Annotated in this window: 20 protein-coding genes; 8 read left to right on the forward strand and 12 right to left on the reverse strand. The window is 63.2% G+C overall.

Annotation, left to right across the window (positions count from 1 at the left end; all coding sequences use genetic code 11):
• Nucleotides 1-20: 20 nt before the first annotated feature.
• Nucleotides 21-1,316 carry an efflux RND transporter periplasmic adaptor subunit gene (locus ACPEE1_RS12705; RefSeq protein WP_423932973.1) on the reverse strand — a complete coding sequence of 432 codons (1,296 nt, stop codon included), beginning with the start codon at nucleotides 1,314-1,316 and terminating at the stop codon, nucleotides 21-23.
• 238 nt (nucleotides 1,317-1,554) lie between these two features.
• On the opposite strand from ACPEE1_RS12705, the gene ACPEE1_RS12710 reads away from it, so the two are divergent.
• From ACPEE1_RS12710 to ACPEE1_RS12720, 3 genes are all read left to right on the forward strand, one after another.
• Nucleotides 1,555-1,959: a sirohydrochlorin chelatase gene (locus tag ACPEE1_RS12710; RefSeq protein WP_182341241.1), complete on the forward strand. Its 405-nt coding sequence runs from the start codon at nucleotides 1,555-1,557 to the stop codon at nucleotides 1,957-1,959.
• 170 nt (nucleotides 1,960-2,129) lie between these two features.
• Entirely contained in the window at nucleotides 2,130-3,071 is a 942-nt protein-coding gene (locus tag ACPEE1_RS12715; RefSeq protein ID WP_116925620.1) for a CysB family HTH-type transcriptional regulator, read from the forward strand.
• 93 nt (nucleotides 3,072-3,164) lie between these two features.
• Nucleotides 3,165-4,328 carry a pyridoxal phosphate-dependent aminotransferase gene (locus ACPEE1_RS12720; RefSeq protein ID WP_423932978.1) on the forward strand — a complete coding sequence of 388 codons (1,164 nt, stop codon included), beginning with the start codon at nucleotides 3,165-3,167 and terminating at the stop codon, nucleotides 4,326-4,328.
• A gap of 78 nt (nucleotides 4,329-4,406) precedes the next feature.
• On the opposite strand, the gene rng is transcribed toward ACPEE1_RS12720, so the two are convergent.
• The 7 genes from rng to ACPEE1_RS12755 all read right to left on the reverse strand — a co-directional run bounded on the left by rng (nucleotide 4,407) and on the right by ACPEE1_RS12755 (nucleotide 11,186).
• Complete coding sequence (gene rng, locus ACPEE1_RS12725; RefSeq protein WP_182341233.1) at nucleotides 4,407-5,894, reverse strand: ribonuclease G; 1,488 nt, start codon at nucleotides 5,892-5,894, stop codon at nucleotides 4,407-4,409.
• A 21-nt stretch (nucleotides 5,895-5,915) separates the two neighbouring features.
• The gene (locus tag ACPEE1_RS12730; RefSeq protein ID WP_182341230.1) at nucleotides 5,916-6,530 is read right to left on the reverse strand and encodes a Maf family protein; all 615 of its coding nucleotides are present in this window, start codon (nucleotides 6,528-6,530) and stop codon (nucleotides 5,916-5,918) included.
• Between the two features lie 153 nt (nucleotides 6,531-6,683).
• A complete protein-coding gene (gene rlmH, locus ACPEE1_RS12735) occupies nucleotides 6,684-7,151 on the reverse strand; it encodes a 23S rRNA (pseudouridine(1915)-N(3))-methyltransferase RlmH (RefSeq protein WP_116925617.1) in 468 nt (155 codons plus the stop codon).
• Nucleotides 7,152-7,224: 73 nt separating this feature from the next.
• A complete protein-coding gene (gene rsfS, locus ACPEE1_RS12740) occupies nucleotides 7,225-7,944 on the reverse strand; it encodes a ribosome silencing factor (protein WP_423932982.1) in 720 nt (239 codons plus the stop codon).
• A gap of 258 nt (nucleotides 7,945-8,202) precedes the next feature.
• The gene (hemF, locus tag ACPEE1_RS12745; protein WP_116925615.1) at nucleotides 8,203-9,138 is read right to left on the reverse strand and encodes an oxygen-dependent coproporphyrinogen oxidase; all 936 of its coding nucleotides are present in this window, start codon (nucleotides 9,136-9,138) and stop codon (nucleotides 8,203-8,205) included.
• A 54-nt stretch (nucleotides 9,139-9,192) separates the two neighbouring features.
• Nucleotides 9,193-10,470: a phosphoribosylamine--glycine ligase gene (purD, locus tag ACPEE1_RS12750; protein WP_116925614.1), complete on the reverse strand. Its 1,278-nt coding sequence runs from the start codon at nucleotides 10,468-10,470 to the stop codon at nucleotides 9,193-9,195.
• Nucleotides 10,467-11,186 (reverse strand): YebC/PmpR family DNA-binding transcriptional regulator, encoded by a 720-nt coding sequence (locus ACPEE1_RS12755; RefSeq protein WP_423932985.1) that lies wholly within the window; start codon nucleotides 11,184-11,186, stop codon nucleotides 10,467-10,469. Before ACPEE1_RS12755 ends, purD begins: the two co-directional genes overlap by 4 nt.
• A 78-nt stretch (nucleotides 11,187-11,264) precedes the next feature.
• Between ACPEE1_RS12755 and ACPEE1_RS12760 the strand changes: the two genes are divergently transcribed.
• Nucleotides 11,265-12,785, forward strand: a complete 1,521-nt coding sequence (locus ACPEE1_RS12760) for a helicase HerA-like C-terminal domain-containing protein (protein ID WP_423932989.1) — start codon at nucleotides 11,265-11,267, stop codon at nucleotides 12,783-12,785.
• 103 nt (nucleotides 12,786-12,888) lie between these two features.
• On the opposite strand, the gene ACPEE1_RS12765 is transcribed toward ACPEE1_RS12760, so the two are convergent.
• Nucleotides 12,889-13,665 (reverse strand): amino acid ABC transporter permease, encoded by a 777-nt coding sequence (locus tag ACPEE1_RS12765; protein WP_116925610.1) that lies wholly within the window; start codon nucleotides 13,663-13,665, stop codon nucleotides 12,889-12,891.
• A 65-nt stretch (nucleotides 13,666-13,730) separates the two neighbouring features.
• Entirely contained in the window at nucleotides 13,731-14,495 is a 765-nt protein-coding gene (locus ACPEE1_RS12770) for a basic amino acid ABC transporter substrate-binding protein (protein ID WP_021028432.1), read from the reverse strand.
• Between the two features lie 260 nt (nucleotides 14,496-14,755).
• Between ACPEE1_RS12770 and ACPEE1_RS12775 the strand changes: the two genes are divergently transcribed.
• The 3 genes from ACPEE1_RS12775 to ACPEE1_RS12785 all read left to right on the forward strand — a co-directional run bounded on the left by ACPEE1_RS12775 (nucleotide 14,756) and on the right by ACPEE1_RS12785 (nucleotide 17,084).
• Nucleotides 14,756-15,733: a threo-3-hydroxy-L-aspartate ammonia-lyase gene (locus ACPEE1_RS12775; RefSeq protein ID WP_182341218.1), complete on the forward strand. Its 978-nt coding sequence runs from the start codon at nucleotides 14,756-14,758 to the stop codon at nucleotides 15,731-15,733.
• Nucleotides 15,734-15,865: 132 nt separating this feature from the next.
• A complete protein-coding gene (gene upp / locus ACPEE1_RS12780; protein ID WP_021028434.1) occupies nucleotides 15,866-16,498 on the forward strand; it encodes a uracil phosphoribosyltransferase in 633 nt (210 codons plus the stop codon).
• Between the two features lie 154 nt (nucleotides 16,499-16,652).
• Nucleotides 16,653-17,084 (forward strand): hypothetical protein, encoded by a 432-nt coding sequence (locus ACPEE1_RS12785; RefSeq protein WP_116925608.1) that lies wholly within the window; start codon nucleotides 16,653-16,655, stop codon nucleotides 17,082-17,084.
• Between the two features lie 14 nt (nucleotides 17,085-17,098).
• Here ACPEE1_RS12785 and ACPEE1_RS12790 read toward each other — a convergent pair whose 3' ends face one another.
• Nucleotides 17,099-17,725: a retropepsin-like aspartic protease family protein gene (locus ACPEE1_RS12790; protein WP_243419301.1), complete on the reverse strand. Its 627-nt coding sequence runs from the start codon at nucleotides 17,723-17,725 to the stop codon at nucleotides 17,099-17,101.
• Between the two features lie 219 nt (nucleotides 17,726-17,944).
• Here ACPEE1_RS12790 and ACPEE1_RS12795 point away from each other — a divergent pair, with 219 nt between their 5' ends.
• On the forward strand, nucleotides 17,945-18,937 hold the full coding sequence (locus ACPEE1_RS12795; RefSeq protein WP_423932995.1) for a Bug family tripartite tricarboxylate transporter substrate binding protein: 993 nt from the start codon (nucleotides 17,945-17,947) through the stop codon (nucleotides 18,935-18,937).
• A 62-nt stretch (nucleotides 18,938-18,999) separates the two neighbouring features.
• Here the strand turns inward: ACPEE1_RS12795 and ACPEE1_RS12800 are convergent, their stop codons facing one another.
• Nucleotides 19,000-20,007, reverse strand: coding sequence for a D-2-hydroxyacid dehydrogenase family protein (locus ACPEE1_RS12800; protein WP_423932998.1), 1,008 nt, complete (start codon nucleotides 20,005-20,007; stop codon nucleotides 19,000-19,002).
• Between the last annotated feature and the right edge of the window lie 102 nt (nucleotides 20,008-20,109).

Below are 20,109 nucleotides of genomic sequence, written 5' to 3' on the forward strand. Positions count from 1 at the left end.
AGCCTCGGGTTCTGGGTGTCTTACTGGGCTGCTGCCGGCGCTGCGGCCTGGCCGGGAACGCGTCCCGGGCTGCGCACGCGCTCGGTCTGTGCCTTGAGGTCCACCTCGGCCACCCGCACCTTGTCACCGTCCTTGACGCGCTGGAAGCCATCGACCACCACGCGCTCACCGGACTTGAGCCCACTGCCCACCAGCCACTGGCTGCCCACAGCGCGGTCCAGTTGCAAGGTGCGCTTTTGCACCTTGTCCTCGGCGGTGACCACCAAGACGGTCGGCTTGCCGGTCAAATCGCGCACCACCGATTGCTGGGGCACGAGCAGCGCATCGGGCGCCACGGCCGTGGGCAGCAAGGCCTGCACATACATATTGGGCATCAGCACGCCATCGGGGTTGGGCACCTGCGCCCGCAAGGTGACCGTGCCCGTGGTGGCGCTGACAATCACGCCGGAGAACTTGAGCTTGGCCTCATGGCTGTATTCGGTGCCGTCATCGAGGCGGATGCGCACCGGAATCTGGTCGCCTTCGAGGCGTTGAAAGCGCCCCGCCTTCAGGTCGCGCTGCAGCTGCAGCATCTCGGTGCTCGATTGGGTGAAGTCCACATACATCGGATCGAGCTGCACCACGGTGGTGAGTGCCGTCGCCTGGTTGGCCGTGACCAGCGCACCGGGCGTGACGGCCGAGGTGCTGACCTTACCGCTGATGGGCGAGCTGATGCGGGTGTACTGCAGATTGATGCGCGCATTGTCCAGCGCGGCCTCGGCGACGGCCACATCGGAGGCGGTCTGCGCGACCAGCGCCTGGCTGTCATCAAACACCTGGCGGCTGATGGCATCGATCTTGACCAGCTCGCTGTTGCGCGCTGCGTTGCTACGCGCCGTCTGCGCCGTGGCCTTGGCTTTGGCCAGTGCCGCCTCGGCGCTGTTGACCGCGGCCCGCGCGGGCCGGTCATCGAGCTGGTAGAGCGCCTGACCGGCCTTGACCGAGGCACCTTCGGTGAACAGGCGCTTTTCGACAATGCCGTTGGCCTGGGGGCGAATCTCGGCAATCATGAAGGCATTGGTGCGGCCCGGCAGCTCGGCGGTCAGCTGCTGCGATGCGGATTGCACGGTGATGATGCCCACCTCCGGGGCCTGCGGCGCTGCAGCGGTGGGCGCAGGTTTGTCCGTGCAGGCAGTCAGCAGGCCCAGGGCTGCGACCACCGCGCCAACCCGGGCGAGCTGGCCAAACGTACAGGGGGAGGAAAGCTTTCCGACAGTTGCCAAAGATTGAAACGGTGCCAGAGACTGGCGCGAAAAATTGGAAACATCCGGCATCATCGGTTTTGGCTTCAGGTAGAGCAAACTACTATTTTTACAGCTAAATATGTAGGCAGTGTAAAGCGTTGCGCAGGATGGGCAGGTTTTTCGGACCTGGCCGCGCAAGCTGTACATTTTGCTACATGCGGTATCAGCGCGGGCGCCAATCGCGCCCATCCATGGGAAAGCGATAATGATCAAAGGTTCCAAGCTTTACAGCCGCAAACACCTTTCCACCTTAGACCACCACCATCGCCCCATGCCATCGCCCTCCTCTGCCACTGGCCTCATCCTGCTGTCTCACGGCTCCAAGGACCCCGTCTGGCGCCGCAATGCCGAACACCTGCTCGCCCAGGTGCAGCAAGCGCAACCGGCTGCTGCTGTGGCTTGCGCCTACCTGGACTGGTGCGAGCCGCCGCTCGGCCCCGCCGTGGCCCAGCTGCTGCAGTCGCATCCGCAGCTGACCCACATCACCATCTGGCCCCTGCTTTTTGGCGTGGGCAAGCATGCCAGCGAAGACATTCCTGCGCTCGTTGAGGAGCTTGCTCCCCTCTACCCCCAGCTGCAGCTGCGCATCGCCCCGGCGATGGGCGAGGATGCCCGGGTCATCCAGCTGTTGGCGGACATGGCTGGCGGCTATCTGCAAGGCAAGCTGCAGGGCTAGTGGCCCGAGTCGCATCGCCGAACTATATGGGCCTAGACGCCACGCCTATGGCGATGCGCGGCAAGCGCGGCGTGCCAAAATTCCGCCCCGCCGCTTGGGTTTCTGTCTAAGGGCTGCTTTTTATATTCCAATCAAGCATAATGATGCACATTCATATTCCGCATCATTGTATGAACCTGCATCAGTTCCGCTTTGTGCAAGAGGCCGCGCGCCGCAACCTCAATCTGACCGAGGCGGCCAAGGCATTGCACACCTCGCAACCCGGCGTCTCCAAGGCCATCATCGAGCTGGAAGAGGAACTGGGCATCGACATCTTTGCACGCCACGGCAAGCGCCTCAAACGCATCACCGAGCCGGGCCAGCAGGTGCTGCGCAGTATCGAGATCATCATGCGCGAGGTCGGCAACCTCAAGCGCATTGGCGACCAGTACAGCGCGCAGGACAGCGGCACCCTCTCCATCGCCACCACCCACACCCAGGCGCGCTATGTGCTGCCCACCCCGGTGGCGCGGTTGCGTGAGCACTACCCCAAGGTGACGGTCAGCCTGCACCAGGCCACGCCCGCCGAAGTCGCGCGCATGGTGATCGATGAGCAGGCCGACCTGGGCATGGCCACCGAGTCGCTTGCCGACTACCCCGAGCTGGTGACCCTGCCCTGCTACGAATGGCAGCACGTGCTAGTCATGCCGCACCAGCACCCGCTGGCGCAAAAGGAACGCATCAACCTCGAAGACATTGCGGCCGAGCCCTTGATCACCTACCACCCCTCCTTCACCGGCCGGGGCAAGATCGATTCGGCGATGGCAGCCCGCCAGCTCACGCCCAAGATCGTGCTCGAAGCGATTGACTCCGACGTCATCAAGACCTATGTCCGCCTGGGCCTGGGCATTGGCATCGTGGCCGAGATGGCCATGCGCGATGACCCGATCAAGGACCTGGCCGTGCGGCCCATGGGTCACCTCTTTGGCGAGAGTGTGGCGCGCGTGGCCTTCAAGCGCGGCGCCTATATGCGCAATTTCGTCTACAAATTTGCCGAGCTGATCAGCGACCGTTTGAACCGTGATCTGATCGGCCGAGCGATGGTCGGCCATGTGGCTGACTACGAGCTCTGATCCGCAACCCTTTTCACCCCCATTTTTGATCGATGGATGCATGGTTCGCGGCCCCGCTGGCCGGCCGTGGTCTTGTGTCCCGCCCCGTCCACCATGTCCGCTTCTGCCCTGACCCCATCCTTCCCCAGCCGCCTGCCCAACGTGGGCACCACCATTTTCACCGTCATGTCGGCGCTCGCGACCGAGCACAAGGCCGTCAATCTGGGCCAGGGTTTCCCGGACTTTGGCTGTGATCCGGCTTTGATCGACAGCGTCAGCCGCGCCATGCAGGCCGGCCACAACCAGTACCCGCCAATGACCGGTGTGCCAGCCTTGCGCGAGGTGGTGGCCCAGAAAATCGAAGCGCTCTATGGCAAGCGCTATGACGCCAACAGCGAAATCACTGTCACCGCCGGTGCCACCCAGGCCATCCTCACCGTCATCCTCAGCTGCGTGAGCCCCGGCGATGAAGTCATCGTGCTGGACCCCTGCTATGACAGCTATGTGCCCAATATCGAGCTGGCTGGCGGCGTGCCGGTGCGCGTGCCGCTGACCCCCAAGACCTTCCGCCCTGATTTTGGCAAGATCGCGGCAGCCATCACGCCCAAGACGCGCCTGCTGCTGATCAACACGCCGCACAACCCCAGCGGCACCACCTGGACCGCGCAGGAGATGCAGCAGCTGCAAGACCTGCTGGCCCCGACCAGCATCCTGCTCTTGGCCGATGAGGTTTACGAGCACATGGTGTTCGACGGCGAGCGCCATGAAAGCGCATCACGCTACCCGGGCCTGGCCGCGCGCGCCTATGTGGTCAGCAGCTTTGGCAAGACCTTCCATGTGACCGGCTGGAAGGTGGCCACCGTGGCCGCACCGGCGCCGCTGACGGCGGAATTTCGCAAGGTGCACCAGTTCAATGTCTTCACGGTCAACACCCCCATGCAGGTGGGGCTGGCCGAGTATTTGAAGGACCCCGCGCCCTACCTGAACCTGCCGGCCTTCTACCAAAAGAAGCGCGACCTGTTCCGCGCCGGCCTCGAAGGCTCGCGCCTCAAGCTCCTGCCCAGCTCAGGCACCTATTTCCAATGCGTGGATATCTCGGCCGTGACCGATGCCAGCGAAGCGGAGTTCTGCCAGCAACTGGTCAAGGACCTGGGCGTTGCAGCCATTCCTCTCTCCGCCTTTTATGGCGACGGCTTTGACCAGCAGGTGGTGCGCTTTTGCTACGCCAAAAAGGATGAAACGTTGCTGGCGGCGCTGGAGCGCCTGCGCAAGCTTTAAGCAGCCGTCCCATAGCAAAAGCCCGGCGAGAACCGATCTTGCCGGGCTTTTTGCTGGGTGGATGCAGCCGACTTGGAGCTACAGCAGCACGATGTCGTACTGGTCCGAACCATCCCGCCCTTCGGCCTGCAGCGAGATCGGCTTGCCGATGAAATCGGACAGGCCGGCCAGGTGCTGGCTCTCTTCGTCCAGCAGCATCTCGATCACCGGAGGGGCTGCGAGCACGCGGAACTCCTTGGGGTTGAACTGGCGTGCCTCGCGCAAAATCTCGCGCAGGATGTCGTAGCAGACGGTGCGCACGGTCTTGACTTCACCGACGCCATGGCAGACCGGGCACGAGGTGCAAAGCATATGCGCGAGGGACTCGCGCGTGCGCTTGCGCGTCATCTCTACCAGGCCCAGCTGGGAGAACTCGCCGCACATGGTCTTGACGCGATCGCGCTGCAGCTGCTTGCGCAGCTCATGCAGCACCTGCGCCTGGTGGTCCTCGTGCACCATGTCGATGAAGTCGACGATGATGATGCCGCCCAGGTTGCGCAACCGCAGCTGCCGGGCAATGGCATGGGCCGCTTCCAGGTTGGTCTTGAAGATAGTGTCGTCAAAATTGCGCGCACCCACATAGCCGCCGGTGTTCACGTCGACCGTGGTCAGGGCCTCGGTCTGGTCCACGATCAGGTAGCCGCCCGACTTGAGATCCACACGCCGGCCCAGCGCGCGGGCAATCTCCTCGTCAACCGAGTACAGGTCGAAGATCGGGCGCTCGCCCTTGTAGAGCTGCAGCTTGGGGAGCGCGGCGGGCATGAACTCCTGGCCAAACTGCTGCAGCAGCACAAACTGCTCGCGCGAATCGATGCGGATCGACTGGGTGTTTTCCGTGACCATGTCGCGCAGCACGCGCTGCATGAGGCTCAGGTCCTGGTGCAACAAGCTCTTGGCGGCTTGCTTGGCAGCGCTGTCCTTGATGCGCTTCCAGACCTTGCGCAGGTAGCTGATGTCCTCGGCCAGTTCCTCATCGCTGGAGTCCTCGCCATTGGTGCGCAGGATAAAACCGCCGCCCCCGCCGGTTTGCGCCGTGCCCACCAATGCCTGCAGGCGGGCGCGCAACGCATCACGTTCGTTCTGGGGGATTTTTTGCGAGACGCCGATATGGTCGTCCTGGGGCAGAAACACCAGCAGGCGCCCGGCCACGCTGATCTGGGTGGACAGCCGCGCGCCCTTGGTGCCGATCGGGTCCTTGATGACCTGCACCATGATCGACTGGCCTTCGAAGATCTGCTTTTCAATCGGTACCTGGGGCTCGCCCTTGCGCGCAAACATCGGCGCCAGGCCACCCTCCTGGCGCTGCCAGACATCGGCCACATGCAAGAACGCGGCGCGCTCCAGACCAATGTCGATAAAGGCCGATTGCATGCCGGGCAGCACGCGCGATATCTTGCCCAGGTAAACATTGCCTACGAGGCCTCGCTCCAGGGTGCGCTCGTGGTGCAGCTCCTGCACGGCGCCACCCTCAATGATGGCCACGCGCGTCTCCTGCGGCGCCCAATTGATCAAAATATCATTTTGCATAGAAGTCATTCTTAGAGGGCCTTAAATGGCAAACCCTGCAGCCCGCAGCACCTGGGCCGTCTCGAACACGGGCAGCCCCATGATGCCGGAATAACTGCCGCTGATCTTGGCAATATACGCTGCCGCCCGCCCCTGCACGCCATAGGCGCCCGCCTTGCCCATGGGCTCACCACTGGCAACATACGCCTCGATCTGCGCGGCATCGATAGGCGCAAACTGCACGCTGGAGACGGACAAGGCCGTCAAGCGCTTGCGCCCGCTTTGCAGGGCCACAGCGGTCAATACCCGGTGCGTCTTGCCGCTGAGTGCCTGCAGCATCTCGCTCGCTTGCTGCGGCGTCTCGGGCTTGCCCAGAATATGCCGGCCCAGCGACACCGTGGTGTCAGAGCACAGAATCGGTGCTGGGTCCAAGCCGCGCCGCTGCAGCCGGGCCAACGCGGCATCGAGCTTCAGCCCGGTCACGCGCTGCACATAGTCGGTGGCCGATTCGCGCGGCAGCACCTGCTCCAGTGCTTCAGGGTCCTGGGATTCGGGATCGCCGTCCTGGGCCACCAGCAAGCGGTGGGCGATACCAATCTGTTCGAGCAGTTGACTGCGCCGCGGGGACTGTGACGCCAGGTAGACGAAGGGATGCATGGTGGGAAGCGAGGCCTTGATTTGAAAAAAGCGCCTGTGCCCATCAATCCAGCGCAAGCAGCTATTATTTTTGCAGCATAACGCATCCGGCATCCCGCTGGCAAGCGGGGATATTGCCCTGCCCTCGCCCACCCGAGCGCAGGCGCTCTGGGCCTACTCGCGGTGGTAGGGGTGGCCGGCATTGACCGACCAGGCGCGGTAGAGCTGCTCGATCAGCAGCACCCGCACCATCGCATGGGGCAAGGTCATGTCCGAGAGGCGAATGCGCTCATGCGCAGCAGCCTTGAACTCGGGGTCCAGCCCATCGGGGCCACCAATGATCAGCGCCACATCGTCACCCTCGAGCTGCCAGCCCTTGACCCGCTGGGCCAGCGCCTTGGTGGTCAGGTTGGTGCCGCGCTCATCGAGCACCACAATGCGTGTGCCGCGCGGGATCGCCGCCTCGATGCGCTTGCGCTCGGCGGCGTACAGGGTCTCCACCGTCTTGGAGCCGCGCGGCTCGGTCTTGACCGCCTTGAGCTCCACCTTCAGCTCGGGCGGGAAGCGCTTGGCATAGTCGTCATAAGCGGTCTGCGCCCAATCGGGTACATGCTGGCCCACCGCAACAATGAAAATCTTCATGCGAAATCTCCAATGAAAAAGAGCTGTCCTGCTTGGCAGTACAGCTCTTTGCAACCCGCAGGTTGAGGGGGTGTTACTTGGCCTTGCTGGTCGCGCGCTTGGCCGCTGGCTTGTTGGCTGCAGGCTTGGCGACGGCCGACTTGGCTGCGGGCTTGCTGGCCTTGGGCTTGTTGACCACGACGGTCTTGACGGTGGCAGCAGCGCTGGTCTTCTTGGCCGCAGGCTTTTTGGCCACGGTGCCCGAGATCTTCTTGACCGCTGGCTTCTTCGCAGCGGTCTTCTTCACTGGTGCATCGGCAGCGCTGGCAGCAGCGGCAGGCTTGCGTGCAGCGGGCTTCTTCTTGCTGTCAGCAGCGGTGTCGGCAACGGCTTCTGGTTTGGCCTTGGCCGGCTTGGCGGTCTTGGGCTTGGCAGCGCCCAGCTTGACGCGCACGGGCGTGTCGCCCCACATCTCTTCGAGGCGGTAGTACTGGCGGATCATCGGCTGCATGATGTGGGCCACAACCGGGCCGCAGTCGACAATGATCCATTCGCCGTTGTCTTCGCCTTCGGTGCGTGGCTTGGGAAAGCCCGCTTCCTTGACGGCGTCCTTGACGCTGGCAGCCAAGGCCTTGGTCTGGCGGTTCGAGGTACCGGCAGCGACGATCACGCGCTCAAACAGCGGCGAGAGGTGCTCGGTATTGAAAACCTGGATATCTTGTGCTTTCACATCTTCCAGCCCATCAACGATGGCACGCTGCAGCAATTGCACAGATTTCTTGGCAGTGGATTCGGATTTTTTGGCGGTGGTCATCAGTCGGTGATGGATGAAAGTGTTTGTACTATAGCGCGTGTTGCAGTTATTGTTGATCGCGTCAACACGCCGTGTCAAAAGGGCAAGGCCTTCAAGAGATACTGCCGCACAGCCTGCGATGGGGCATGAATACGGTCAGCGGAACGTCAATTATACGCAAGCTGCGCCAAATGGCGCCTTGGTAAGGCCTTGCAGTGCAGACGGCAGGCCCCGCCAGCCCTGCCACAAGTGGTGCCGGCGGACTGAGGCGGCCGGTGTTTACAGCCAATCACGCGGCTGCAAAAAGTCCGCAAGCAAACGCGCTTCGGGCGAGCCCTCTGGGTCCTGGCGCTGGTAGCTCCAGCTCGCCAGGGGCGGCATCGACAGCAGGATCGATTCCGTGCGCCCGCCCGACTGCAGGCCAAAGTGGGTGCCCCGGTCCCAGACCAGGTTGAACTCCACATAGCGCCCGCGCCGGTAGAGCTGGAACTCGCGCTCGCGCTCGCCATAGACCTCGTCCTTGCGGCGCTGCACGATGGGCACATAGGCCTTCAAAAAGGCATCGCCCACCGACTGCAGCATTGCAAAGCCGCCCTCAAAGCCCAGCTCGGAGAAGTCATCAAAGAAGATGCCGCCGATGCCGCGCGCTTCGTTGCGGTGCTTGAGGAAAAAATAGCTGTCACACCACTGCTTGAAGCGCGGGTACAGCTCGGCACCGAAGGGCGCTACCGCATCGTGGCAGACCTGGTGGAAATGCTGCGCATCCTGCGCAAACGGGTAGAACGGCGTCAGATCCATGCCGCCACCAAACCAGCAGGTGGCCGGCTGGCCGGGGTGGCCTGCGGCAATCATGCGCACATTCATGTGCACCGTGGGCACATAGGGGTTGCGCGGATGGAAGACCAGGGACACGCCCATGGCCGTGAAAGGGGCACCTGCCAGTTCCGGCCGGTGCTGGGTGGCCGAAGGCGGCAGCTGCGGGCCCCGCACTTGCGAGAAACCCACGCCTGCGCGCTCAAACACCGTGCCGCCTTCGAGGATCTTGGTCAGACCCTGGCCTTGCAGCTTTTCGCCAGGTGCCTTTTGCCAGGCGTCGGCCAGAAAGCGCACGGCGCTGCCCGCCTCCTGCTCCAGCGCCTCAACGGCCTCGGTGATCGAGGCCTGCAGCGACTGGAGATAGGCGGCCACCGCCAGGGCCTGGGTTCCAGCGTTCACTTGGTCAACGGACGAGGACAGCACGGGCCTGGCTCACTGTGGGCTTGTTGGCAGTCACTTGACCGCGCGGTAGCCGATGTCATGGCGGTATTGCGCGCCATCGAAATGCACCTGGGCGGCAGCGGCATACACGCGCTGCTGCGCCTGCTTGACGTTGTCGGCCAAGGCGGTCACGCACAGCACGCGGCCACCGCTGGTGACGGGCTTGCCATCCTGCACCGTGGTGCCGGCGTGAAAGACCATCACCTCTTCTTCATCCTCGGGCAGGCCGGTGATCACATCGCCCTTGCGGGGAGCGTCCGGGTAGCCATGGGCGGCCATCACCACACCCAGGGCCGTGCGGCGGTCCCACTGCAGCTCGATCTGGTCGAGCTTGCCATCGGTCGCAGCCTGCATCACATCGACCAGATCGCTCTTGAGGCGCATCATGATCGGCTGGGTCTCAGGGTCACCCATGCGGCAGTTGAACTCCAAGGTCTTGGGGTGCCCCGCCTTGTCGATCATCAGGCCCGCGTACAAGAAGCCGGTGTAGGGAATGCCGTCTTTTTCCATGCCACGGATGGTGGGCAGAATGATCTCGCGCATCGCGCGGGCATGCACATCGGCCGTCACCACCGGGGCGGGCGAGTAGGCACCCATGCCGCCGGTATTGGGGCCCTGGTCACCGTCTTTGAGGCGCTTGTGGTCCTGGCTGGTCGCCATGGCCGCCACGCTCTTGCCGTCGCACAGCACGATGAAGCTGGCCTCTTCGCCGTCGAGGAACTCCTCGATCACCACACGGGCGCCGCCGTCGTTATGGGCAACGCCGTACTTGTTGTCCACCAGCATGAAGTCCACGGCATCGTGCGCTTCCTGGGCCGTGGTAGCCACCACCACACCCTTGCCGGCGGCCAGGCCGTCGGCCTTGACGACGATGGGCGCGCCCAGCTTGTCGATGTAGGCATGGGCCGCCACTGGATCGCTGAAGGTCTCGTACTGCGCCGTCGGGATGCCATGGCGCGCCATGAAATCCTTGGAAAAAGCCTTGGAGCTCTCCAGCTGTGCAGCGGCCTTGGTCGGGCCAAAGATCTTCATGCCGTGCGCGCGGAACTCGTCGACCACGCCGGCGGCCAAAGGCGCCTCGGGGCCCACCACGGACAGCTGCACACCGTTGTCCTGCGCCCATTCGCGCAGTTGGACCACATCGGTGATCGGCAGGTTTTCTAGACGCTTGTCGCGTGCGGTGCCTGCGTTACCCGGGGCTACATAGACCTTGGAGACCTTGGGCGATTGCGCCAACTTCCAGGCCATTGCGTGTTCACGGCCGCCGCCACCAATCACAAGTACCTTCATAGCGCCGCGTTATGGTAAACATCTTGAACATCATCCAGATCTTCCAATGCGTCCAGCAATTTTTGCATCTTGGCCGCACCTTCCTCATCCAGATCTACGGTATTTTCGGGGCGCATCGTCACCTCGGCCACTTCGGGCTTGAAGCCCGCTGCCTCCAGCGCATTGCGCACCGCTTCGAATTCTGACGGGGCCGTCAGCACTTCGACGGCGCCCTCCTCGTCGGTGATCACATCCTCGGCGCCCGCATCGAGCGCCACTTCCATGATCTTGTCCTCGTCGGCACCGGGGGCGAACACCAGCTGCCCCAGGTTGCGGAACTGGAAGGACACCGAGCCTTCGGTGCCCATGTTGCCGCCGTGCTTGCTGAACGCATGGCGCACATCGGCCACCGTGCGCACGCGGTTGTCCGTCATGGTGTCAACAATGATGGCCGCGCCACCAATGCCATAGCCTTCGTAGCGGATTTCCTCGTACGTCACCCCTTCGAGGTTGCCGGTGGCCTTGTCGATGTTGCGCTTGATGTTGTCGGCCGGCATGTTGGCCGCCTTGGCCTTGTCGATCGCCAGACGCAGGCGCGGGTTGGCGCTCAAATCCGCACCGCCCTGCCGCGCAGCGACCATAATTTCACGAATGATACGGGTCCATACCTTGCCGCGTTTTTCGTCCTGACGACCCTTGCGGTGTTGAATATTGGCCCATTTGCTGTGTCCTGCCACAGAATTTCCTTTGCTATTGTTTTATCTAGCTAGACTGCGATTTTACTTTTGACTTTGATGCTGGAGAGGAAACCTACGATGGCTGAACCCCTACTGGTTGCCAAAAATGGCACAACGGAGTGTTTTTTACTTCCCGGCCTCGCCAACCGCCACGGGCTGATCACCGGCGCGACCGGCACGGGCAAGACTGTAACCCTTCAGACATTGGCCGAGGGATTCTCGGGCATTGGCGTGCCGGTGTTCATGGCCGATATCAAGGGCGATTTGACCGGCATCAGCCAGGTAGGCCAGATTGGCGGCAAGCTCGCTGCCACCTTGCAAGACCGTGGTATTGACCTGCCCACGCCCAAGGCCTGCCCCACCACCTTGTGGGATGTGTTTGGCGAGCAAGGCCACCCGGTGCGCGCCACCATCTCGGACATGGGCCCGCTGCTGCTGGGCCGCATGCTGGACCTGAACGACACGCAGATGGGCGTGCTCAACCTGGTCTTCAAGATCGCCGATGACAACGGCATGCTGCTGCTGGACCTGAAGGACCTGCGCGCCATGCTCTCCTATGTGGGTGAGAACGCCAAGCAGTTCACCACCGACTACGGCAACATCAGCTCGGCCAGCGTGGGCGCCATCCAGCGCGGCCTGTTGCAGGTCGAGCAGCAAGGCGGCAGCAACTTCTTTGGCGAGCCCATGCTCAACATCGACGACATGATGCAAACGGTGGGCACGCAAGGGGTGATCAACATCCTGGCGGCCGACAAGCTGATGAATTCGCCGCGCCTGTATTCCACCTTTTTGCTGTGGATGCTGTCCGATCTGTACGAGAAACTGCCGGAAATTGGTGACCCCGACAAGCCCAAGCTGGTGTTTTTCTTTGACGAAGCCCACCTCTTGTTCAATGACGCACCCAAGGTGCTGCAAGAGCGCATTGAGCTGGTCGTGCGCTTGGTGCGCTCCAAAGGCGTGGGCGTGTATTTCGTCACGCAAAACCCGCTGGATATTCCCGACAGCGTGCTCGCCCAGCTGGGCAACCGCGTGCAGCATGCGCTGCGCGCCTTCACGCCGCGCGACCAGAAGGCCGTCAAGGCCACCGCAACCACGATGCGCGCCAACCCGGGCTTGAACATCGAAGCGGCCATCACCGAACTGGCAGTGGGCGAGGCGCTTGTGAGCTTTCTCGACGAAAAAGGCCGCCCCAGCGTGACCGAGCGCGTCTATGTGCTGCCGCCCGGCAGCCAGATCGGCCCCATCAGCACCGAGCAGCGCCAGGCCTTGCTGAAAAATTCGCTGGTCGCTGGCGTCTATGACGCGCCGGTGGACCGTGAGTCGGCCTACGAGATCCTGAAGGCACGAGCCGTACAGGCCACGGCAGAGCAAGGCGGCAAGGCCGGTGCAGGCACAGCAGGTGGTGCCGCAGCCCCAGAGGAAGGTGGCCTGATGGGCAGCATCAACGACATCCTGTTTGGAACTACCGGTCCGCGCGGCGGCAAGAAGGACGGCATCGTGCAGTCCATGGCCAAATCCACCGCCCGCTCCTTTGGCACCAAGCTGGGCAACCAGATTCTGCGCGGCGTGCTGGGCAGCATCATGGGTGGCAAAAAATAAAACTGCCCGCCTGTGTGACCTGGCAAACCTGGCAGGCCTTACAGGGCGCAGGCAAAGAAAAAGCCGGCAATGCCGGCTTTTTTTTCGCTTATGCGCTGCGCAGTCAAGTGCGATCGGTGCGTGCCAGGTGGTTTTCCAGTGCCCGCAGGCCCAGGGTCAGCATAAAGGTCATCAGCCAATAGGCGAGCGCCACAGCGAGGTAGGGCTCCCAGTAGCGGCCATAGGCGCCGGCCACGGTGCGCGCGGCATAGGCCATCTCGGCCAGGCCGATGGCCGAGACCAACGAGGTGTCCTTGAGCAACGAGATCATGTTGTTGCCCAGCGGCGGCAGCATGCGGCGAAAGGCCTGCGGAATCACCACATAGCGCATCATCTGGCCATGCGTCATGCCCAGCGACATGCCCGCCTGCTTCTGGCCCATCGCAATCGACTGGATGCCGGCGCGGAACACTTCGGAGATATAGGCCGCCGAGTTCAGCGTCAAGGCCACGACCCCCGACATCAGCGCGCCATGGTCCTGCTTGAGCGTGCGCGCCAGGTCACCGCTGATGAACAGCCCGTTGACCGGGTGCACGAACAAGGGCATCACGGCAAAATGCATCAGCAAGATCTGCACAAAGAGCGGCGTGCCCCGGAAAAAGCTGACATAGGCCGTCGATGGCCAGCGCAGCAGGTATTTGCACACGCCCTTCCAGGGCTGGTGGCGCGTGTCGGCCAGGCGTGCCAGGGCCAGCATCAGGCCCAGCGCGCAACCCATGATCACGCAGGCCACCGTCATGCCGATGGTGACCATGGCACCCTGCCAAAACATCTGCTTGTATTCCACCAGGATATCGGGGCGGAACCAGCCGAACCACTCTACGGGGGTGTTGTTGTCCATCAATCCATTCCTTCAAACAAAATGACGGCCACAGGGCCGTCATTGCAACTGCGCCAAGCCTTGCCTTATTGGGGCTTGTAGTCCTGGTTGAACCACTTCTTGTAGATCACGTTGTAGCTGCCATCGGCGCGGATGGCGGCCAGGCCGGCGTTGATCTTGTCTTGCAGGGCCTTGTCGCCCTTGCGCACGACGATGCCGAAATGCTCCTTGGGGAAGCTCGCATCATCGACAGTCTTGAGCGCCGGGTACTGCGAGACGCGGTAGGCGATGACGCCGTTGTCGCCAATCGCCGCATCGACGCCGCCGGCGGCCAGCTCGGAGATGATCAGCGGTGTGCTCTCGAAGCGGCGGATATTGGCGCTGGTCTTGCCCACTTCGCGGCTCATCACATCGTCACCGGTCGAGCCGCTGACCACCGACACCTTCTTGTCCTTGAGGTCCTTGAGCGAGGCCACCGTGCTGTCCTTGGGTACGGCAATCAGCTGGCGGGCATCAAAGTAAGGCTGGGAGAAATCAAAGCTCTGCTTGCGCTTGTCGTTGATGGTCACGCCGGAGATGACAAAGTCCACATCGCCATTGTTGAGCGAGGCAAAGATGCTGCTGAACGGTGTGTTGACGATGCGCAGCTTCATGCCCTGCTGCTTGGCGATGGCATTGACGATGTCGATATCAAAACCCACGATTTGCTTGTCTTTGTTCTCGAACGCAAAAGGTGCGTAGGTCGCGCTCGAGGCCACCACGAGATCACGGCCCTGCGCTTGCGCCGCGCCCGCTGCCAACACCGAGACCGCTGCGGCACCGATGGCCAGCGCAAATTTTTTGTTCCACATACCCCAACCTTTAGCAACATAAGCCGATACAAGCGGCCGATTATACGTAAACGCCTATAGGCAACGGTGGTTACAGCCTGCCCGCCAGCGTTGCGCACAAGCTTGTCTGCCAGCCTCGCGAGCCAGGTGTCGGGCGCCGCAGCGACCCGCAGCGCTGCATGCAGCCTGCAGCACCCCCAAGGCGGACGACCAGAGCGACACCAAACCGCCAAAAAGCCACTACCATGAATCCCTCGATGCCTCTGCCACCCTGATCGACCATGAACGCCACCGCCACCCCGCTCCCCACTTTTGACGATGTGCAGGCCGCTGCCCAGCGCCTGCAGGGCGTTGCCCACCGCACGCCGGTCCTGCGCTCGTCCACCCTCGACAAATTGACGGGGGCAGAGTTCTTCTTCAAGTGCGAGAACTACCAGCGCATGGGCGCCTTCAAGTTTCGGGGCGGCTACAACGCGCTGGCCCAGTTCTCGCCGCAGCAGGCGCAGCGCGGCGCGCTGGCCTTTTCGTCGGGCAACCATGCGCAGGCGATTGCGCTGTCGGCCCGCATCCTGGGCATGCCCGCGGCCATCGTGATGCCCGAAGACGCCCCGGCGGCCAAGCTCGATGCCACGCGCGGCTATGGCGCCGAGGTCATCACCTATGACCGTTTTAGCGAAGACCGCGAGGCGATCAGCCAGCGCATTGCCCAGGAGCGTGGCATGACCCTGGTGCCGCCCTACAACCATGCCGATGTGATTGCCGGCCAAGGCACCAGCGCGATGGAACTGTTCCAGGACGTGCCCCAGCTCGACTACCTGTTTGTCTGCCTGGGCGGCGGCGGACTGCTGTCGGGCTGCCTGCTGTCGGCCAAGGCCATGGCACCCCAGTGCAAGGTCTATGGCGTGGAGCCGGAGGCCGGCAATGATGCCCAGCAATCGCTGCGCAAGAGTGAGATCGTCAAGATCGCCACGCCCCGCACGATTGCCGATGGCGCGCAGACCCAGGCACTGGGCGACCTGACCTATGCGATCATCCGCCGCGATGTGACCGACATCGTCACCGCCAGTGACCCGCAGCTGGTGGACTGCATGCGTTTTTATGCCGAGCGCATGAAGATGGTGGTCGAGCCCACCGGCGCGCTGAGCCTGGCCGGGGCCCGCTTTGGCGGCGTCGATCTGCAGGGCGCCCGCGTGGGCGTGCTGATCAGCGGCGGCAATGTGGACCTGGGCCGCTACGCGCAATTGCTGGGCAGCGCCTGAGCGGCGAATAGCGGCGATTGGCGACGATGGGCCCTGCAAAAGCCTACCATTCGGTAAATATATTCACCGGCAGCGCACGGCCACAGAGCGGCACTGCTACCATTGCGGCCAAAAATGACATTGGCAACTACCATGAGCACCGTTCACCTCATCGACCACCCGCTGGTCCAGCACAAACTCACCCTGATGCGCCGCAAGGAAGCATCGACCAACAGCTTTCGCCGCATGCTCGGCGAGCTGTCCACCCTGATGGCCTATGAGATTACGCGCGACTTCCCGCTGCAGGATCTTGAGATCGAAACCCCGATGGAAAAGATGGTCGGCAAGGTCATCGATGGCAAGAAGCTGGCCCTGGTCTCCATCCTGCGCGCCGGCAATGGCTTTCTCGACGGCATGCTCAACGTGGTGCCCGGCGCCCGTATCGGCCACATCGGCCTCTACCGTGACCCCGAAACGCTGCAACCCGTCGAGTACTACTTCAAGATGCCCGACAACATGGGCGAGCGCGATGTGATCGTTGTCGACCCGATGCTGGCCACCGGCAACTCGGCCGCCGCCGCCGTGCAGCAGCTCAAGGACAAGTGCCAGCCCAAGTCGATCAAGTTCATGTGCCTGCTCGCAGCCCCTGAAGGCATCAAGACCATGCAGGCCGCCCACCCCGATGTGGACATCTACACGGCCGCCGTGGACCGCCAGCTCAACGACCACGGCTACATCCTTCCGGGCCTGGGCGACGCGGGCGACCGCATCTTCGGCACCAAGTAAGCCCAGCCACACCGCCTGCCCACCGCGCGCTGGGCATGCGAGGTCCGACGACGCCGCAGCTTGCCCATGGCAGGGCGTAGGACAAATCGCACACCCAACACGCAGCAGCTTTGGTTAAATGGGCTTCGGGGCATCATTGCCGGGAGACCACACCATGAGCTACCATCTGCTGGTTTTTGCGCCCACTGCCGCGCCCAAGGAGGCGTCGGCCTTTGGTCTCTGGTTCCAGGCGCAGACCGAATGGCCTGAGCACCATGACTATGAGGACCCGGCCGTCGCCACCTTGTCGCTCAAAGCCTGGTGCCTGGATATGATGCAGCGCTTTCCCCCCCGGTCAGGCCCTTACCGGGAAGAACTCCCACCCGAAGACAAAAGTCTGCTCGCCGACTACAGCATTGGCCGCAATATAGTTTTTGTGGCCGTGCAGCCGTCGCAGGCCAAGGCCGCACTGCAATTGGCGCGTGCGCTGGCAGCGCAGCACTGCGTGGGCCTGTACGAGGCCAGCGCATCGCCAGCCGCCGTGCGCCTGCCCGATGGCAACAATGGCTTGCAGGCGGCGTTTGACTGCAAGCCGGACATGGGCTGAGCAGGCCTCCAGAGTCAGCGCGCCGACTCGCTATCGCGGGCCTTGAGCACCATGCTATTGCCCGAGATGCTCACATCAAAGTAGCGCAGGAAGTTCTGCCCCAGCAGCGCATCGCGTGCGCTCTCACCGGTGTAACCGGTGCCCACGCGCAAGTCGTTGACGGCCAGCGGCCCCACTTCGATACGCTCGGCCCGGCTCATCATGCCCTGGCGCACGCCATTGGCCGTCTGAAAGCTGATCGGCACGCCTTCGCCCAAGTTCGCACGCTCGGCCACCGTATCGGTGATGCTGATCAGGCTGGCGCCAGTATCGACCATGAACTGCACCGGCACGCCGTTGACCGAGCCTGCGACGCGAAAGTGCCCGTCGCGGTCGCGGGGAATCTCCAGCACGCCATGGGCCATGACCTTGCCTTCGCTGGGCTTGCGGTAGACCTCGGTCACCAGGTAGATCGCCAACATCACGCCAATCCAGATGGCCAGCAGCAGCCAGGTCGTGCGCCGGCTGGCATCGGGTGGCGTGCGCACAGACCCTGGGCCGCCAGCGGGCTGCGGGCTGCCCGGCCATGGCGATGGATGCGCCGCGCCTGCGGGCTGTGCTGAAGAGGAGGAATTGGGGCGTCGGGTGCGTAAACGGCTCATGGATCAGGATTTTTTGCCTACGCAAGCAAACTGTGCGACGGCCGGTGACAAAGCATAAATCATACTGGCATGGCCCGGGCCACGCCGCTGCACTGTGCGCGCGGGCTTGTCGCGCTTCATTGGCGCCCGGCCGCAGCCGCCTGGCGGACAAGGTGAGCAGCAGGGACCGGGCTGGACTGGGGTAGGATTGCCGCCAGTTATCACCCTGCCCTGTTATTCATGACCATCGACCGTCGCCATTTGCTGCAATCCCTGGCGGGCTTTGCCGCCGCCGCTGCCCTGCCTGCGGGCTGGACCAACGCCCATGCAGCCCAGGCCCATTGGCCCAGCAAACCCCTGCGCTTTATCGTTGGCTACCCGGCGGGCTCCTCGCCCGACATGCAGGCACGCATGATCGCCCAGCCGCTGGCGCAGATCCTGGGCCAGCCCGTGGTGGTCGACAACCGGCCCGGTGCCAGCGGCAATATCGGCGCTGACCAGGTGGCCCGCGCGAGCGATGACCACAGCTTTGGCATTGTGGGCAATGGCCCGCTGACCTCGTCGCAGGCGCTGTACGCCAAGCTGCCCTACGACCCGGTCAAGGACTTTGCGCCGCTCGCCCTTGTGGGCGTATCGCCGCTGGCCTGGGTGGTGCCCGCCAGCGCGGGTGCGCAGACCGACAAGGCGCTCGCCAGCCTGCGCCAAAAAGGCAATGCCGCCAGCTATGGCTCCACCGGCCTGGGCTCGGGCGGCCATCTGGGTATGGAGCTGCTCAAAGATGCGCTGCATTTCGAGGCCGTGCACATCCCCTTCACCGGTGCGCCCGGTGTTGTTGGCGCGCTGATGGGCGGCCAGCTCGACTGCGCGCTGCTGCCCATATCTTCGGTGCTGCCGCTGGTGCAAAGCGGCAAGCTGGCGGCGCTGGCCGTCACCTCGGCCCAGCGCACGCAGCTGATGCCGCAGACGCCGTCGATGCGCGAAATCGGCGCCCAGGATGTGAATATCGAAGTCTGGAATGCGCTGATGGCCCCCGCCAGCATGCCGGCCGCCATCCGCAGCCAGTTGAGCGAGGCCTTGCTCAAGGTGCTCAACACCGCCGATATCCGCGATCAGCTGCTGCGCCAGGCCTGGACCTTGGAGGACGTGTCGCCCGCTGCGCTGCAAACGCGCATCAGCAGCGACCGCAAGATGTACAACGCCTTGATTGCGAAAAAGAAACTGCAGCTGGAGTGATACCCGCGCTGCTGCAACACCAAGGGCCCTCGCAGGGCCCTTTTTTTGTGCGCTAAGCCGACTTAGCGGCGCACCTGCAACGCACCCGGGTTGACGATATTCGACGGCCGGCCCCTGATGAAGTTGACCACGTTGTCGAAAGCCACGCCAAAGTATTGCTCGTAGCTGTCCTGCTCGACATAGCCAATATGGGGCGTGCAGATGCAGTTCTCCAGCCGCAGCAAGGCATGGCCCTGCAGGATAGGTTCGCTCTCGAACACATCGACGGCCGCAATGCCGGGGCGTCCCCGGTTGAGCGCGGCAATCAGCGCATCGGGCTGCACCAGTTCGGCCCGCGAGGTGTTGACGAAGGTGGCCGAGGGCTTCATCTGCGCCAGGTCCTCAAAGCTGATGCAGCCCTTGGTCTGCTCGCTCAGGCGCAGATGCACCGACAGCACATCGCTGTTGGCAAAAAAGAACTGCTTGCTCGGCGCCACCTTGTGGCCGTCGGACAGCGCCTTGGCGCGCGAGCCATCGCTGCCCCAGACCAGCACCTCCATGCCAAAGGCCTTGCCATAACTTGCAATCAGCTGGCCAATGCGGCCATAACCCCAGATGCCCAGCGTGCGCCCACGCAGCACTGTGCCCAGGCCAAAATTGGGCGGCATATTGGCCGCCTTGAATCCCGACTGCTGCCAGGCGCCATGCTTCAAGTTGGCAATGTACTGCGGCAGGCGGCGTGCTGCGGCCATGATCAGCGCCCAGGTGAGCTCGGCAGGCGCAACGGGAGAACCCACGCCTTCGGCCACCGCCACGCCGCGCTCGGTGCAGGCCGTCAAATCCACATGGGAGCCGATGCGCCCGGTCTGGGCAATCAGTTTGAGACGGGGGAGCTTGTCGAGCAGCAGGCGGTTGATATGCGTACGCTCGCGGATCAGCACGATGATGTCGGCATCCTTGAGGCGCACCGACAACTGTCCTAAACCCTTGACGGTATTGGTATAGACCTTGGCCGAATAGGCGTCGAGAACGGATGCACACTGCAGTTTGCGCACTGCATCCTGATAATCGTCCAAGATCACTATATTCATAGGAAGACCATTCTCGTCGAACGCCAACCAGGCTGCTTTGCCCCACGCAAGCCACCTGTACACGGCAGCGCGCTGGCAACATTCACCGAAAAACCGGTTTCT

This window comes from Comamonas sp. 23 (assembly GCF_049601575.1).
Taxonomy (GTDB): Bacteria; Pseudomonadota; Gammaproteobacteria; order Burkholderiales; family Burkholderiaceae_C; genus Comamonas; species Comamonas squillarum.